This is a genomic window from Herbaspirillum sp. Her2 (assembly GCF_057961375.1).
This window is the reverse complement of sequence record NZ_CM176331.1, coordinates 2071469-2088061: the sequence shown is the minus strand read 5'-3', so window position 1 is coordinate 2088061 and position 16593 is coordinate 2071469. Positions and strand designations below refer to the sequence as shown.

15 protein-coding genes are annotated in these 16593 nt (G+C 63.3%); 11 read left to right on the top strand and 4 right to left on the bottom strand.

Going from position 1 to position 16593, the window contains the following annotated elements; genetic code table 11:
• Positions 1–16: 16 nt before the first annotated feature.
• From ACWHXP_RS09430 to ACWHXP_RS09395, 8 genes are all read left to right on the top strand, one after another.
• Positions 17–859 (top strand): DUF817 domain-containing protein, encoded by an 843-nt coding sequence (locus ACWHXP_RS09430; protein WP_039788398.1) that lies wholly within the window; start codon positions 17–19, stop codon positions 857–859.
• 28 nt (positions 860–887) lie between these two features.
• Positions 888–1145, top strand: a complete 258-nt coding sequence (moaD, locus tag ACWHXP_RS09425) for a molybdopterin converting factor subunit 1 (RefSeq protein ID WP_489625367.1) — start codon at positions 888–890, stop codon at positions 1143–1145.
• Position 1146: 1 nt separating this feature from the next.
• On the top strand, positions 1147–1800 hold the full coding sequence (locus ACWHXP_RS09420) for a class I SAM-dependent methyltransferase (RefSeq protein ID WP_489625368.1): 654 nt from the start codon (positions 1147–1149) through the stop codon (positions 1798–1800).
• A 131-nt stretch (positions 1801–1931) separates the two neighbouring features.
• Positions 1932–3329, top strand: a complete 1398-nt coding sequence (locus ACWHXP_RS09415) for a GntT/GntP/DsdX family permease (RefSeq protein WP_489633951.1) — start codon at positions 1932–1934, stop codon at positions 3327–3329.
• Between the two features lie 67 nt (positions 3330–3396).
• Entirely contained in the window at positions 3397–3849 is a 453-nt protein-coding gene (gene moaE / locus ACWHXP_RS09410; RefSeq protein ID WP_134222225.1) for a molybdopterin synthase catalytic subunit MoaE, read from the top strand.
• Between the two features lie 64 nt (positions 3850–3913).
• On the top strand, positions 3914–5260 hold the full coding sequence (locus ACWHXP_RS09405; protein WP_489625370.1) for an Nramp family divalent metal transporter: 1347 nt from the start codon (positions 3914–3916) through the stop codon (positions 5258–5260).
• Between the two features lie 75 nt (positions 5261–5335).
• Positions 5336–6625: a type II toxin-antitoxin system HipA family toxin gene (locus tag ACWHXP_RS09400; RefSeq protein ID WP_489633952.1), complete on the top strand. Its 1290-nt coding sequence runs from the start codon at positions 5336–5338 to the stop codon at positions 6623–6625.
• Complete coding sequence (locus ACWHXP_RS09395) at positions 6626–6913, top strand: helix-turn-helix domain-containing protein (protein ID WP_121039830.1); 288 nt, start codon at positions 6626–6628, stop codon at positions 6911–6913.
• A gap of 53 nt (positions 6914–6966) precedes the next feature.
• On the opposite strand, the gene ACWHXP_RS09390 is transcribed toward ACWHXP_RS09395, so the two are convergent.
• The 4 genes from ACWHXP_RS09390 to ACWHXP_RS09375 form a co-directional block, all read right to left on the bottom strand.
• The gene (locus tag ACWHXP_RS09390; RefSeq protein WP_489633953.1) at positions 6967–7941 is read right to left on the bottom strand and encodes an HlyD family secretion protein; all 975 of its coding nucleotides are present in this window, start codon (positions 7939–7941) and stop codon (positions 6967–6969) included.
• 67 nt (positions 7942–8008) lie between these two features.
• Entirely contained in the window at positions 8009–8209 is a 201-nt protein-coding gene (locus ACWHXP_RS09385) for a DUF1656 domain-containing protein (protein WP_039788384.1), read from the bottom strand.
• Positions 8199–10403 (bottom strand): FUSC family protein, encoded by a 2205-nt coding sequence (locus ACWHXP_RS09380; protein ID WP_489633954.1) that lies wholly within the window; start codon positions 10401–10403, stop codon positions 8199–8201. The genes ACWHXP_RS09385 and ACWHXP_RS09380 overlap by 11 nt, the downstream gene beginning before the upstream one ends.
• Positions 10400–11863 (bottom strand): efflux transporter outer membrane subunit, encoded by a 1464-nt coding sequence (locus ACWHXP_RS09375; protein WP_489633955.1) that lies wholly within the window; start codon positions 11861–11863, stop codon positions 10400–10402. The genes ACWHXP_RS09380 and ACWHXP_RS09375 overlap by 4 nt, the downstream gene beginning before the upstream one ends.
• A gap of 210 nt (positions 11864–12073) precedes the next feature.
• Here ACWHXP_RS09375 and ACWHXP_RS09370 point away from each other — a divergent pair, with 210 nt between their 5' ends.
• The 3 genes from ACWHXP_RS09370 (at position 12074) to clpB (ending at position 16142) form a co-directional block, all read left to right on the top strand.
• Complete coding sequence (locus ACWHXP_RS09370) at positions 12074–13054, top strand: LysR family transcriptional regulator (protein ID WP_489633956.1); 981 nt, start codon at positions 12074–12076, stop codon at positions 13052–13054.
• A 19-nt stretch (positions 13055–13073) separates the two neighbouring features.
• Positions 13074–13448, top strand: a complete 375-nt coding sequence (gene crcB, locus ACWHXP_RS09365) for a fluoride efflux transporter CrcB (protein ID WP_121039842.1) — start codon at positions 13074–13076, stop codon at positions 13446–13448.
• A gap of 105 nt (positions 13449–13553) precedes the next feature.
• Positions 13554–16142: an ATP-dependent chaperone ClpB gene (gene clpB, locus ACWHXP_RS09360; RefSeq protein WP_489625374.1), complete on the top strand. Its 2589-nt coding sequence runs from the start codon at positions 13554–13556 to the stop codon at positions 16140–16142.
• Positions 16143–16593: the final 451 nt, after the last annotated feature.

Sequence of the window (16593 nt, the reverse complement as noted above, 5' to 3'; positions counted from 1 at the left end):
ACGCAGCGGAGCATCGATGAGACTGGCGAAAATCGATCAGTACCTGAGCAGCAGCATTCCCAGCGAAGCCACCGGCTGGCGGCGCTTCGTGCTGGAGTTCCTCATGTTCGGCCTCAAGGAGGCGCGCTGCTGCCTCTTTGCGGGGCTGTTCTTTGCGGCCGTGTTCCTGATGCCGCGCGCCGGTCTGTTCGGCATTCCGCGCTATGACGCCTTGCTGCTCTTCGCCTTGCTGGTGCAGGTCTGGATGGTATCGACCCGCATCGAGACCATCGCCGAACTGAAGGCCATCAGCGTCTTCCACGTGGTCGGTTTTGCGCTGGAGGTGTTCAAGACCTCGGGGGCGATCCAGTCGTGGAGCTATCCTGACTTTGCCTATACCAAGCTGTTCGGGGTGCCGCTGTTCTCCGGCTTCATGTATGCCGCCGTGGGCAGCTACATCATCCAGGCCTGGCGGCTGTTCGACCTGCGCATCCAGCATCATCCCCCTTACTGGATGGCGACCCTGATCGCCTTGCTGATTTACGTCAATTTCTTCACCCATCACTACATCGGCGACTACCGCTGGTACCTGGCGGCCTGTGCACTGGGTCTCTATGCCCGCTCCACGGTGCTGTTCCGTCCGCTGGACCGCGATCGCAAGATGCCGCTGCTGCTGGCGTTCCTGCTGATCGGGTTCTTCATCTGGCTGGCCGAGAACATCAGCACCTTCTTCGGCATCTGGCGCTACCCCAACCAGATGGGGGCCTGGTCCACCGTGCACCTGGGCAAGTGGAGCGCCTGGTCGCTGTTGGTCATGATGACCTTTACCATCGTGGTGCATCTCAAGCATATCCGCAGCAAGATTCATATCGCCCACTAAGGGCCTGCTGCCACCCTCAAGGAAATCCATGAAAATCGAACTCCGTTTCTTCGCCAGCGTGCGCGAAGCCCTGCAGACCTCGCAGGAAATCATCGAGCTGCCCGACAGCGTCAGGACCGTCGGCGACGTGCGAGCCTTCCTGATGGGCCGCGGCGGCATCTGGGCCGAAGTGCTCGGCCCCGAAAAGAATTTGCGCATGGCCTACGACCATGAGATGACGGAGGCCGATACCGAGGTCGTCGACGGCGGCGAAGTGGCCTTCTTCCCGCCCGTCACCGGAGGCTGAGGTGAGCCCCCACCGCGATCCCGTAGCCGGCACCATTGCGCATTACAGCAGCCATGCCGAGAGCTTCCGCGAAGGGACCTGGGATCATGACGTCAGCCAGAACATGGCTGCCCTGCTGGACGCACTGCACGCCAGGGCGGGAGCCGCCGGGCAGGGACCGTTCACGATCCTCGATGTCGGCTGTGGTCCGGGACGCGACCTGATCGAATTCACCCGGCGCGGCCATGTGGCGGTGGGTTTGGACGGTACCGCCGAGTTCGTCGAAATGGCACGAGCGGCGAGCGGCTGCGAAGTCGTGCACCAGGACTTCCTGCAACTGGATCTGCCGGTGGCGCGCTTCGACGGCATCTTTGCCAATGCCTCGCTGTTCCATGTGCCGGCGGTGCATTTGCCGCGTGTGCTGGGGCAGTTGCATGCCAGCCTGAAGCCGGGCGGCATCCTCTTCAGTTCCAATCCACGCGGCAATGACCTGGAAGGCTGGAGCGGTCCGCGTTATGGCGTGTGGCATAGCTTGGAAGGCTGGCGTGGCTACCTGCTGCCTGCAGGCTTCGTTGAATTGCGGCATTATTACCGCCCTGACGGATTGCCACGCGAGCAGCAGCCGTGGCTGGCCAGCGTCTGGCAAAAGACGGAAGACCCGCATCCAGCGGGCTGAGATCGACCATTCGGAATCCCGATTCTTTGGGAGGAGACCAGGCCTGCGCCAAACAGGTCTGCGGAGGGGGTGCAAAAGACATCGTTCAATGAAGCGATGCGCATTCATCCACACCTGTAGAAGGATCTATCTTGATTTCGACCCATCTGGCCGCCTGGGCGGCCCAGGACACGCAGTTGCTGCTGGTGACGCTGGCGGCACTGGTCACCATCGTGGTGCTGATCAGTTTCCTGTCCATCGCACCTTTCCTGTCCATCCTCATCGGTACCTTCGTGGCCGGCATCGGTGCCGGCCTGCCGCTGGAAGACATTGCCAAAGCCTTCAGCAAAGGGGCCGGCAGCCTGCTCGGCGAAGCCGGCATCATCATCGCGCTGGGGGCCATGCTGGGCGCGCTCATGGCCGAATCGGGCGCAGCCGACCGCATCGTCAATACCCTGCTGCGCTATGCGCGCGGCAGCATCATCCCCTGGATGATGGCGCTGGTGGCACTGGTGGTTGGCCTCCCGCTGTTCTTCGAAGTGGGGCTGGTGATGATGGCACCGATCATCTTCGTGATGGCACGCCGTTCCGAACTGCCCATCATGCGCGTGGCCATTCCCGCACTGGCCGGCATGACTACTTTGCACGCGCTGCTGCCGCCGCATCCGGGCCCGCTGATCGCCGTGTCCGCGCTGCATGCCGACCTGGGCACGACCATGCTGCTGGGCTTCATCGTGGCCATTCCGGCAGTGGTCATTGCCGGTCCCCTGTACGGCAACTTCATCGCGCCGCGCCTGAACCTGGCCGAACCGGACCAGATCGGCAAGCTGTTCAGCGCCCGTGAAGGCCAGTCGCAGCCCAGCTTCCTGGTGGCGCTGGTGACCATCCTGCTGCCGGTGGTGCTGATGACCATCCTGCTGCCGGTGGTGCTGATGCTGGGCCGCACCGTGGCGCGCATCTGGGTCACGCCCAAGACCGAGCTGTTTGAAATGCTCAATTTCTTTGGCGAACCCATCATCGCGCTGACCGTGACGGTGCTGTTTGCGGTGGTGGTACTGGGCTGGGGGCAGGGCAGCAGCCGCTTTGAAGTCGGTGCCACGCTGCGCCGCGCCTTGCCGCCCATCGCCGGTCTGTTGCTGACCATCGGTGCGGGTGGCGGACTGAAGCAGACCCTGCTGTCGGCCGGTATCAGCGACACCATCACCAAGATCGCCGATGGCACCCACATGCCGTTGATCTTGCTGGCCTGGATCATTGCCGTGGCGCTGCGCCAGGCCACCGGCTCGGCCACTGTCGCCACGACCGCCACGGCCGGTATCGTGGCGCCGCTGGTGGCGGGCCTCTCTGCCACCCACAACTCGCTCATGGCACTGGCCATCGGTGCCGGCTCGGTGTTCTTCTGTCACGTCAATGACGCCGGCTTCTGGATGGTCAAGGAATACTTCGGGCTGAACCTGAAGCAGACCCTGGCTACCTGGTCGGTGATCCAGACGCTGGTCTCGGTGATCGGGCTGGGCATGACGCTGCTGTTGTGGGGACTGCTGGTGTAACGCCGCTGCACTCGCGCACGGGCTGGCGCTGGTAGAATCGCAGCCTGCATTCATTTCCTGTTGAACCATGCCCGTCCGCGTCCAGACTGCCGATTTCGATCTCTCCACTGAAGTGGCGCAGTTGCGCCTGGCCAATCCGCGCGTCGGCGCGGTGGTCAGTTTCGTGGGCACCGTGCGCGATCTCAACGATGGCGCGGCGGTCTCGGAGATGGAACTGGAACATTATCCGGCCATGACCGAGCGGGCCCTGGAGCAGATCGTGGAACAAGCCAAGGCACGCTGGCCCATCTTCGATGCGCTGGTGATTCATCGCGTCGGCCCGATGCAGCCGGGCGAGCAGATCGTGCTGGTGGCGGTGACCTCACCGCATCGGGGCGAAGCCTTTGCCGCCTGCGAATTCATCATGGATTACCTCAAGACCCAGGCCCCGTTCTGGAAGAAAGAGCAAACACCCGACGGTGCCCGCTGGGTCGATGCCCGCGAAAGCGACGACACGGCGCTGGCTAAGTGGGCGCAATAAGTCAGCATCGCCCGGGACACTGATCCCGGCGACGCCATCAACGGCACACAGGGGGATTTTCGTCTTGCCATTCACTTTCCGCTTTCCCCGCATCCCGGGTTTGCCCACGACGGCCACGGCACCGTTCTGTCCTTCCGAAGTGGCCGGTACCGTCAACGTGCCGCGTGGTGCTTCTGTTTGGCAGAAGCTGCGCATCTACGTCGGCCCCGGGCTGCTAGTATCGATCGGCTATATGGATCCGGGCAACTGGGCCACGTCCATCCAGGCGGGTTCGCAGTTCGGTTATCAGCTGCTGTTCGTTGTAATGCTCTCCAGCCTGGCTGCCATCGTGCTGCAATGCCTGTGCGCGCGGCTGGGCATCGCTACCGGCAAGGATCTGGCGGTGCATTCGCGCGAGCACTATCCGCCCGCCGTGGGCAAGGGCATGTGGGTGCTGGCCGAACTCTCCATCATCGCCTGCGACCTGGCCGAGGTGCTGGGCTGCGCGCTGGCCTTCAACCTGCTGCTGGGGGTGTCGTTGCCGGTGGGCGTGCTGCTGACCGCGCTGGATACGCTGATCGTGCTGGGCTTGAAGGGCAGGGGATTCCGCCAGGTCGAAGCCATCATCCTGGGCCTGGTCATCACCATCGCCGCCTGCCTGCTGGCGCAACTGGCCTTCGTCAAGGCGGACTGGCACGAGGTAATGCAGGGCTTCGTCCCCTCGCTGCAGGCCATTTCCAGCCGCGAGCCGCTGTACCTGGCCATCGGCATCATCGGGGCCACGGTGATGCCGCACAATCTCTACCTGCATTCCTCCATCGTCCAGACCCGCAGCGTGCAGCGCGATCCGGCATCGCTGCTGGAGGCGGTGCGCTATACGCGGGTCGATACCACGGTGTCGCTCCTGATCGCCATGGTCATCAACGCCACCATCCTGATCCTGGCGGCCTCGGCCTTCCACAAGAGCGGCAATACGCAGGTTGCCGAGCTCGATCAGGCCTACCACCTGCTGGACCCGATTACCGGCTCGGCCATGGCGGCCATTCTGTTTGGGGTAGGCTTGTTCGCCTCCGGACAGAGTTCGACCTTCACCGGCACCATCGCCGGACAGGTCATCATGGAAGGCTTCCTCAAACTGAAGATTCCGTGCTGGCAGCGCCGCGTCATCACCCGCGCGCTGGCCCTGGTACCGGCGCTGATCGGCGTGCTCACGCTGGGGCCGCATTCGGTAGGCAAGCTGCTGGTCGCCAGCCAGGTGGTGCTGTCGCTGCAGCTGCCCTTCGCCATGTATCCGCTGATCCGCCTGACCAGCCGCCGCGATCTGATGGGCGATCTGGTCAACCGCTGGTGGGTGAGCGTATTGGTCTGGCTGCTTTTCGTGACCATTTCGGCGGCCAATGTGTGGCTGGTGTGGCAGGTGTTTGCCGAGTAGCACAAGATCATTTGCACATCAAAATATCATGATTGAACTGGATTTTCGGGTCAATAATGATAGTATGATGTGTATATGAAGACTTCCTGCACACTTCAAGTTCATATCGACGGGGCCTGGCGGCAGGCCGGTGCGTTGTCACTGACTGCGCCGGTCGAGCTGGGCATGGCGGCCTCGACTTACTTCAGCTATGAAGCCGTGCACGCCATCGATTACATGGGCAGGCGCGATGCTGCGGCCTTGTCGGTGAACGTGCCGGTGGGGTTGGAGAGCCTGAGCGAAGCGCGCTGGCCAGCTTGCCTGATCGATCTGCTGCCGCAAGGTTATGGCCGTGGCGAGCTGTTGCGCCAGCTGGGGCTGGATGAACGCGCCGAAGCCAGCGCCGACTGGCCGCTGCTGTGTGCTGGCGCGGGCAATCCCATCGGCAACCTGCGCGTGCAGGAAGCCTGGGAGTGGGTGCAGGCGCGCAGCGGACCGCAACTGCGCGGCTTTGCGATGGAGGACATCGCTGCACGCTCCGAAGACTTCAATGAATACCTCGCCCAGCATGGCCTGTTCCTGGCGGGCTCGTCGGGGGTACAGGGCGAGTGGCCCAAGATCCTGCTCACCCGTGCCCGCGATGGCCTGTTCTACCTCGACCACGCCTTGCCCGATGAGCAGGCCGAGCGCCATTACATCGTCAAGTTCGGACGCGGGCCCGACCCGGATCTGGCCGACATCCTGCGTCTGGAGGCCCCCTACATGCAGCTGGCGATGCACTTGGGCCTGAAGGTCCACGGCGCGCTGCAACTGCATGGCAAGGCCTTGTTCATCCCCCGTTTTGACCGCGAAGTGCGCGGGACCGAAGTCGTACGCCACGCACAGGAAAGCATTGCTTCCCTGTGCGGCGTGACGGGCTTTGCGGCCATCCCGTCGCACAATGTTGTCTGCGCCAGGCTGGGTGAAGTCGCCACCGATCCGCTGCCCGAGATCATCGAATATCTGAAGCGCGACATCGCCAACATCGTCCTGCGCAACAAGGACAATCACGCCCGCAATACCGCCATCCGGCGCGATGCACAGGGGCGGATCAGCCTGACGCCGCTGTTCGACTTCGCCCCGATGTGGCTGCATCCGGATGGCATTGCACGGCGCATGCGCTGGGAACGCGACGATGGTGGCTCACCGCAGTGGGCCAGCGTCATCACGCAGGCCTGCGAAGCCGCGCAGATCGAACAGGAACCGGTCAGATCGGCCTTGCGCGAGATGGCGTCGCCGCTGGCGGACCTGCTGCCATATGGCCGCAGCCTGGGTATCGAAAGCACCTTCCTCGACCCGCTGGCCGCCACCGTGGACCAGGTACGGGCACAGCTGGAGGCGCTCTGAATGGACAAACGCTTCAAGCCCCTGACCGCCATCGAGCAGATGGAAGAGCGCCGCGCACTCTTCGACGAACTGGCCGCCGATCCCACGCTGCCGGTGCCGGCGGTGGTCCGCAAGATCCGCACCACCTTGCGCCTGACCATCGCCGAATATGCCAAGGTGTGCGGCGTATCGGCCCGTACCCTGCAGGACATCGAACGCGGTGAGTCCAGTCCCACCCTGGCCACGGCCGACAAGCTGCTCAAGCCGGTAGGCATGTGCGTCGGTGCCGTCATGCGCAAGCGTCCATAAAAAAAGCGACCTGTCGCCAGGTCGCTTCATCGTTTCATCTCAATGCAACGTCATCAATTCTTTGCCATCGCCTGCTGCTTGCCGCTGCCCGGCTCCAGCACCACCGTGCAGGTCAGCCCCGAGGCCAGCAAGACGTTTTCCGGCACCTTGTCCAGGTGGATGCGCACCGGGATGCGCTGGGCCAGGCGCACCCAGTTGAAGGTCGGGTTGACGTCGGCCGTCAGTTCGCGGCTCTGCGGGTTGTCGCGGTCATAGATGCCGCGGGCGATGCTGTCCACGTGGCCTTCCATGGATGCGCCGTTGATCAGCTGGATTTTGGCGTGGTCGCCGATCGACAGGAGTGGCAGCTTGGTTTCTTCGAAGTAGGCATAGACCCAGAAGGAATGGCTGTCGATCACCGCGATCTTGGCTGCACCGGCGGCCGCATAGTCGCCCCGGCGCACGCTCAGGTTGGTGATGTAGCCATCCACGGGCGAGAAGACCTTGGTGCGTTCCAGGTTCAGCTTGGCCGTATCCCGCTGCGACAACGCGGCCTGGTATTGCGCCTGCGCTCCCTGGAATTGGGCCTGGGCAGCTTCCAGCTGGGCTTGCGAGGCGGTGACCTGGCTGCCGGCATCTTCGCGGGCTTCGCGCGAGACCACCAGCGCATCCACATCGGCACGGCGGCGGGCTTGCGCCCGGCGCATGTTCAGGTCGGCGCGGCGCGCTTCCACTTCCGCCTTGCGCACGTCCAGATCGGCCTTGCGCGCCGTGACGGCAGCCTCTGCCTGCTGCAGCGCCAGGGTGTAGCGGGCCGGGTCGATTTCCATCAGCAGGTCGCCTTTCTTGACCAGCTGGTTGTCGCGCACCGGCAAGGCCACTACCTGCCCGGAGACATCGGGGGCGATATTGACCACGTCGGCGCGCACGCGGCCGTCACGGGTCCAGGGGGAATGCATGTAGTGCTGCCACAGGCTCCAGGCCAGCAGGATGGCCAGCAGGAAGATGGCCGTGGTGATGAGAACGCGGAAGATCGATTTGACCGGCATGATGAACTACTCCTGATTGTTTCTTTATCTTTTCGTAAGGGATGAGTACGCAAGGAAGTCCGGTGCGCTAGCGATACACCGCCAGCCCCAGCAAGGACGCCAGACAGACGAACAGGCTGACCCGGAACAAGGCGGGGTGCCAGGTCAGCTCGTAGAAGCCGAAGCGCACCAGCACGCGGTCGGCCAGCATGGCCAACACGGCGGCTACCACCGCCAGAAGCAGGACGGTCGGAATATAGGCGTCGAAGAAGGAAATCTCACGTGGCATGGCGGGCTCCCGTTGTGTTGTTCTGGCCCCCGGCGCGCATGGTGTGCAGCGGTGATTGCTCGTCCAGCAGGGCGGTACGGATGAAATGCAGGTAACTCAAGGTGCGCTGCAGGCGATGGCGTTCGCTGCGTTCGCGGTAATGCGGACCGATGGCGGCCTGGACTTCGGCGATGGTGGCATCGTTGGCGGCCAGCGCCGCCGACAGGGTGGCCGCCGAGGGCTGTGCAAACAGCGCCGGAATGGCTTCACGCAGACGGTTCAGGGCGGCATGGGCAGAGGCTGGCAGCAGGTCCGGGGCCTCCGAGCGGATGCCCTGCAGCTCGTTGCGCAGTTCGATGATGGCGTGGCCCACTTCCAGCGTGGCAAACATCCAGCCCAGCGCTTTCTGACGCAGCAGGGGACGGCTGCTGGTGAACATGGTGATCTGGTGCATCAGGTCGCGGGTACCGCTCTCGAACTTCAAGGCCAGGTGGGCCAGCTTGCCGAAACAGGCATCGACCACCTGCTTGCGCAACTGCTTTTCCAGTACGCGCACGGTCCAGTCGGTGGTCGGCGGCAAGAGCAGCATGAAGGCCACGGCTGTGACGATCAGCGATACCACCAGCGCCACGGATTCGTTCAGATAACCGGCCGCATTGAAGTGCGCAAAATTGTCCGGCACCGCGAGGAAGGGGAAGAAAATGCAGATCCCCAGGCCATAACCTGCATAAGCGGGTCGGGTGGTCAGGTAGACGGCCAGCATCAGCACCGGCATCAGCGCGCTGGCCAGCATCCAGTAGCCATCCAGGCGCGGCAGGATATGGAAGGTGTACAAGTAGCCGGCTACCGCAGCAAATAGCACGCCAATGGCCACCGTGCGGGTCGCCTTGGCCGGATCGGGCGCGGCCGAGGTGATGGCACAGAAGGCGGCGGCATTGAGCACGGCCACGTCGCCGCTGGGCCAGCCGCTGACGATCCAGAACGCGGCCAGGGCCAGCATCACGATGGCGGCGCGGGCACCGGCAATCAAGGCAGTAGTCATGCTGGTCTTGGGGGCATAGGAATGCTCCCATTGCTCGCGCTCGTGGTGGCGCTGGGTCAGCGAGGCATAGGTCAGCGTATAGGCGTGCAATTCCTCGATGACGCGGTAGAGCAGTTCGGAGGCCGTATCGAAGTCCAGCATGGCGCTGTCGCTCTGGCACTGCTCGGACAGCGTATGGCGCGTGGCCCGCACGCGGCGCGGCAGTTCACGCTTGTAGGCATCCAGCTTCAGGGCCGCATCGGCGGCGTCCAGCGCGCTCATGACCGGCTCGCCGCTGGCGCGGGTGAGCAGGGGCTGCACTTCGCGGTAGTAGGGTGAAATGGCCTCGATCACCACCCGGGCACTTGGCGCCGGGTTGGCATGCAAGCGGTTCATCAGCTGGTGCAGCGCATGCACGCGAGTCGACAAGGCCATGAACTCGCTGTTCATGCGCGAGAGGCGGCCACTGCGCAGGCGCACTTCGGGATCTTCGAAGATGGCCGAGCTGCGCATGGCTTCGAGGCCGATGATGTCGCCCACGAAACGGGCATTGGTGGCTTCGAGCTGCTTGCGGTCGGCGGTGCCGCCCAAGGTCGCACTGACCATGTCGACGAAGGCGGTGAAGCGGCCGCGGATGATGCGCACCAGTCCGGGGGCGCTGGCCTGCGGGAATACCAATGCGCTGACCAGGCCCACGCAGACGATGCCGACCATGATCTCGCTGACCCGCGTCATCACCGAATCGAAAGTGACGGCCGGGTGCAGGGCCGAGGGCAAGCCGATCAGCGCCACCGTATAGCCGGAGAGCACGAAGCCATACGAACGAAAATTGCGGTTATGGGCCGAGCCCACGGTACAGAGCCCGATCCACAGTGCCGAGGCCAGCAGGAACAGTTCCGGGGTCTGGGCAAACAAGCCGACGAAGACCACCACCGCGGCCGAACCGACCAGCGTACCGATGACGCGATAGAAGCTCTTGGCCAGGATCATGCCGCTTTGCGGCTGCATGACGATGAACACGGTAATGAGGGCCGAGCGCGGTGATTCCAGATCCAGGCCGTAACCGATGCCCAGCGCCAGCAAGCCGGCGAAGACCATCTTGAAGACATAGACCCAGGTCGGCGCATCGCTGCGCCACCAATCGGTGGCAGCTTCGCGCAACTGGGCTTTGATGGAAAGGGCAGGGGTGTTCATTTTGCCGCCACCTTGGCCGGTGCTTCATCCTCGATGCCGCCGCCCAGTGCGGTCTGCAGGGCCGCGAAGGCCGCCAGGCGCTGTGCCTGCAATTGCTGCACGATCTGTTGCTGGCGCAGCCACTGGGTCTGCGCATGCAGGATGTTGAGATAGTCGCTCAGGCCGCGCTGGTAGGCGCGAGTGGCGATGTCGACGTTCTTCTGCGCCGCTTGCACCGATTCCTGCGCCTGCTTCTGCTGGCGCGCCACCGACTGCAGGGTCACGACCTGGTCGGAGATGCCTTTCAGGGCTTGCGAGAGCAGGGCGTTGTAGTGTTCCACCTCGATGTCATAGCCGGCACTGGCCGCGCCCAGCTGGCCGCGCAGGCGTCCGCCTTCGAAAATGGGCAGCGAGATCGCCGGACCGTAGGTGGTTTGCAGATTGGGGGCCGAGAGGAACGAGAACAGCCCGCCACCGGCGGCGGCGGGGCCAATGCCGGCCAGCAGGTTGATGTTGGGATAGAAGGCGGCCTTGGCCACCGAAATGCCCTTGGCGGCCGCTTCCACACGCCAGCGGGCGGCGCTGATGTCAGGGCGGCGGCCGACCAGGTCGGCCGGCAGCGCACTAGGCAGGCCGAGCGAGGTCTGCAGTTGCATGGTCGGCCGCGTGATGCCGTCGGCAGCACCGGGGCCAGCACCGAGCAGCGCGGCCAGCTGATTGCGGATCAGGGCAATGTTTTCCTGCAGGGCTTCCATCTGGCGGCGGGTTTCCGGCAGCGGGGATTCGGCCTGGGTGATTTCCAGCTGGGTACCGAGGCCGCCCTTGAAGCGACGCTGGGCCAGGTCGAGGATCTTCTGTTCCTCCTTGAGCATGGCCTCGGTGTTGTCCAGCAGACCGTACTGCAGCGCCAGTTGCACGTAGGTGCGCACCACATTGCCTTCCAGCTCGAGCTGGGCGGCACGGGCGTCGGCGGCCACGGCGTGCATTTCATCCTGGGCACGCAGGGTGGTGTTCTTGTTGCGGTCCCAAAGGTCGACGTTGTAGGACAGACCCAGGGTCGCGGTGTTGTTCCAGGTCAGCTTGTCGCGGAAGGCCGCGCCGTAATAGACGTTGTCGGACCAATCCTTGCGGCCGACCGACACGTCCAGCTGGGCACTGGGCAATTCACCGGCATGGGCGACGACGGCCATCGACTGCGCCTGGCGCACGCGAGCGGCTGCCACGGCCATGCTGGGGTTGCCGGCGACGGCGCGGGTCACCAGCTGGTTCAGTTGCGCATCGCCATAGGCTTGCCACCAGGCACGCTGCGGCCATCCCGCTTCGCTGGCGGCCTGGCGGATGGCCTGGCCGGCGTCCAGCGCGGCGACGTCGCGCAGCTGGGCCTGCGGCTGGATGCCGCCCTGGTCGGCACAACCGGCGATTGTCAGCGAAAGCGCAATGACGGTCAGCGCGGACAGCTTGGAGAAGGCGATACGTGTCATGGAATTACCCAAAAAAATGCAAATATCAGAAGTTGTGTATTCTATTTTGTAATTATTCTCGAAAAAATCCGCTATTTCGCAATTGTTTATATCAGTTGCAGCAACAATGATTGCTCAATTCTGGGTAACAATGCTGTCATGGCACAGTGTGTCCGCAGCGGCAAGTTCGGCCAGACGGACGCCTGCGCTCAGTACAGTGATAGGAAAACGATGGATACCCTGCAAAACATGCGCGTCTTCGCGCGCGTGGTCGAGGCTGGCAGCTTTACTCAGGCGGCCCAGCAGATGAGTCTGACCACCGCCCATGTTTCGCGCGCCGTGGCCGATCTGGAGCGGCATCTGCGCACCCGCCTGTTGAACCGTACCACGCGCCGCATTGCCCTGACTGAAGCGGGCGAGCGATATTTGCTGCGTTGCCAGCAGATCATGGCCTATGTGGACGAAGCCGAGGCCGAGGCCAGCGCGGCCTACGTGAAACCCTCCGGCCGGCTGCGCATTCACGCCATGACCAGCCTGGGCCAGCGCTACGTGATCCCGTCGATCTCGGGCTATCACAAGCGCTATCCGGAGGTGGCGGTGGAGCTGACGCTGGCGCAGCGCATCCCCGACATGCTGGAAGAGGGCTACGACGTCTCCCTGGTGGTGGCGCGCGAGCTGCCCGATTCCGGCCTGATCTACCGCCAGCTGGGCAGTACCTTCAGCATCCTTTGTGCCGCGCCCGCCTATCTGGATAAATACGGACTGCCGCAGCATCCCGGCGATCTTCTGAACCACGCCTGCCTGCAACTGGTGAGCCCCATTTCTCCGCTGATCGAATGGGCGCTGGAAGGGCCGGAAGGCCAGACCGTGATCCCCGTCAGGAGCAATTTCCAGGTCAACGTGGCCGAAGCCATGCTCACCGCCGTGCGAGAAGGGATGGGCATCGGCGTGCTGCCCATTTATGCGGCGGTGGACGCGTTGCGCGCTGGCACCATCGTGCGGGTGCTGCCGCAGCACCGGCTGCAGAACATGGGGGTGTATGCGCTGTATCCTTCACGTCAGTACCTGGATGCCAAGATCAGCACTTGGGTCGACTGGATGCACGAAACCGTAGACAAGACCTTGCAGGAAGACCATCAGGCATTGGAACGCCTGGGCAGTCTGCGCGAGGAAATGCAGGGCCTGGCCGCACGCGGTGGTACGCTGGACTGATCAATCGAGGGGGAATGCGATGGGATGGCTGGCGGTCGGGATGGGAGCAGCGCTGGGCGCCTGGTTGCGCTGGCGCATCTCCGTGGTATGGAACGTGGACGGGCACTTCGTGCCGCTGGGCACGCTGGCGGCCAACTGGATCGGGGCCGGCGTGATCGGTTTTCTGGTCGCCTATTTCGAGCAGCATCCGGCATTGGCACCGGAATGGCGGCTGTTCGCCGTGACCGGCGTGCTTGGCGGGTTAACCACGTTTTCGACCTTCTCGGCCGAGTCCATGATCCTGCTGCAGCGGGGCGATTACCTGTGGGCCATCGGGCACTCGGGCCTGCATCTGCTGGGCTCTGTCGTGCTTTGCGTTGCCGGGTTTGCAAGCTATCGCGCTTTGGCTGGATGACTACTTTGAGCGACATGATGCAGATCAAAACAGACGGCACGATCATTGCTTGAAAATCGCAGGCGCTGGCCCAACTTTCATCTCATTGAAAAATTGGAGCGAACCATGCGTCTCGACAAACTCACCACCAAATTGCAGGAAGCGCTGGCCGACGCGCAATCCCAGGCAGTCGGCCACGACAATCAATATATCGAACCCGTTCACCTCATCCTGGCACTGCTGAACCAGGATGACGGCGGCGCGCGCTCGCTGCTGCAGCGCGCCGGCGTGAATGTGAACGGTCTTTCCACCGCTTTGCAGGCCGCCGTCAAGCGCCTGCCGCAGGTCTCCGGCAACGGCGGCGAGGTGCAGGTCGGCCGCGAGCTGGTAGCCCTGCTGAACCTGGCCGACAAGGAAGCGCAAAAGCACGGCGACCAGTTCGTCGCCAGCGAAATGGTGCTGCTGGGCCTGGCGGACGACAAGTCCGACGCCGGCCGTGCCGCCCGTGAAAACGGCCTCACCCGCAAGTCGCTGGAAGCGGCCATCAAGGCGGTGCGCGGGGGCGCTTCCGTGTCTTCGCAGCAGGACGAAGGCCAGCGTGAAGCCCTCAAAAAGTACACCCTGGACCTGACCGAGCGCGCCCGCGCCGGCAAGCTCGATCCGGTCATCGGCCGCGACGATGAAATCCGCCGCGCCATCCAGGTGCTGCAACGGCGCAGCAAGAACAATCCGGTGCTCATCGGCGAACCCGGGGTGGGCAAGACCGCCATTGTTGAGGGCCTGGCCCAGCGCATCGTCAACGGCGAAGTGCCGGACAGCCTCAAGTCCAAGCGCGTGCTGTCGCTGGACATGGCCGCATTGCTGGCTGGTGCCAAGTATCGCGGCGAATTCGAGGAACGCCTGAAGGCTGTCCTGAAGGAAATCGCCCAGGACGAAGGCCAGACCATCGTCTTCATCGATGAGCTGCACACCATGGTCGGCGCCGGCAAGGCCGAAGGCGCCATGGATGCCGGCAACATGTTGAAGCCGGCCCTGGCCCGCGGCGAACTGCACTGCGTGGGCGCCACCACCTTGGACGAATATCGCCAGTACATCGAGAAGGATGCCGCTCTGGAACGCCGTTTCCAGAAGATCCTGGTGGATGAGCCCAGCGTGGAAGCCACCATCGCCATCCTGCGCGGTCTGCAGGAAAAGTATGAAGTGCACCACGGCGTGGACATCACCGACCCGGCCATCGTGGCGGCTGCCGAGCTGTCGCATCGCTACATCACCGATCGCTTCCTGCCGGACAAGGCCATCGACCTGATCGACGAAGCTGCTTCCAAGATCAAGATCGAGATCGACTCCAAGCCGGAAGTCATGGACAAGCTCGACCGTCGTCTGATCCAGCTGAAGATCGAACGTGAAGCCGTCAAGCGCGAGAAGGATGAAGCCTCGCAGAAGCGCCTGCAGCTGATCGAGGAAGAAATCGAGAAGCTGGAGCGCGAATACGCCGATCTGGAAGAAATCTGGAAGGCCGAGAAGTCGACTGCGCAGGGCGGCCAGCAGTTGAAGGAAGAAATCGAGAAGGTGCGCCTGCAGATGGAAGAGGCCACCCGCAAGAGCGACTGGCAGAAGGTCTCCGAGCTCAAGTACGGCAAGCTGGCCGAGCTGGAGGCCGCGCTGGAAGTGCAGAACAAGAAGGATGCCGCGGGCGTCAAGGCCGAGAAGCCCAAGCTGGTCCGCACCCAGGTCGGTGCCGAGGAAATCGCCGAGATCGTGGCGCGCGCCACCGGCATCCCGGTCTCGCGCATGATGCAAGGCGAGCGTGAGAAATTGCTGCACATGGAAGACGTGCTGCATGAACGTGTGGTCGGCCAGGACGAAGCCATCGTGGCCGTGTCCGACGCCATCCGCCGTTCGCGTGCCGGTTTGGGTGACCCCAGCAAGCCGTATGGTTCGTTCATGTTCCTGGGCCCGACCGGCGTGGGCAAGACCGAGCTGTGCAAGGCGCTGGCCTCGTATCTCTTCGATACCGAAGAAGCCATGATCCGCATCGACATGAGTGAATTCATGGAGAAGCACTCCGTGGCCCGCCTGATCGGCGCGCCGCCGGGCTATGTCGGCTACGAAGAGGGGGGCTATCTGACCGAAGCCGTGCGCCGCAAGCCCTACAGCGTGATCCTGCTGGATGAAATCGAAAAGGCGCACCCGGATGTCTTCAACGTCCTGCTGCAGGTACTCGACGATGGCCGCATGACCGATGGCCAGGGCCGTACCGTGGACTTCAAGAACACCGTGATCGTGATGACTTCCAACCTGGGTTCGCACAAGATCCAGAGCATGGAAGACAGCGATCCGGCCTTGGTGAAGCTGGCGGTGATGGCTGAGGTGCGCACGCACTTCCGCCCGGAATTCATCAACCGTGTGGACGAGATCGTGGTGTTCCACGCGCTGGACGCCAAGAACATCGGTGCCATCGCCAAGATCCAGCTGCGCATCCTGGAACAGCGCCTGGCCAAGCTGGAGATCGGCTTGCAGATCAGCGAGGCTGGTTTGCAGAAGATCGCCGAGGCCGGCTTCGATCCGGTCTACGGGGCGCGTCCGCTCAAGCGTGCCATCCAGCAGGAGATCGAAAACCCGCTGTCCAAGCAGATCCTGGCGGGCAAGTTCGGTCCCAAGGACCTGGTCCACGTGGAGGTGCAGAACGGCCAGCTGGCTTTCAGCAAGGGCTGAGGCCCCTGGTCTGCCCGGTCTCGCGGCCGGTCAGACCAGCTCCCTCATGAAAGCGAAGGTCCTGGTATTCAGGGCTGACAAGCGGCGGGACATGTGTTCATGTCCCGCCGTTTTTTCATGAATTTGCGCCAGCAAAAGCGCAAGCAGGGCGGCCTGGCTTGCACAGGTGTCCGTAAAAGTTGTAATACATTTACTATAATTGGCGAAATGGCACTTCTCCGCGCCCAGTGCGGCTCTTGGCGAGGTTGACGGGTGTGCTTTATTACGCCGCATCGCAAAAAAACCCTCCCCAAGCGAGGGGGAATGTGATATTTACTTCACTACAAGGGGGACGCGCCTGAACCGACAAGACCGGTGCGCCATCGATAAAAGGAGCAAGCCAGCGCGGCAACGGCCGGGCGGGTTTGCGATACCTGGCAGCAAGGAATTCATGGTCATATCCGTCATTTGG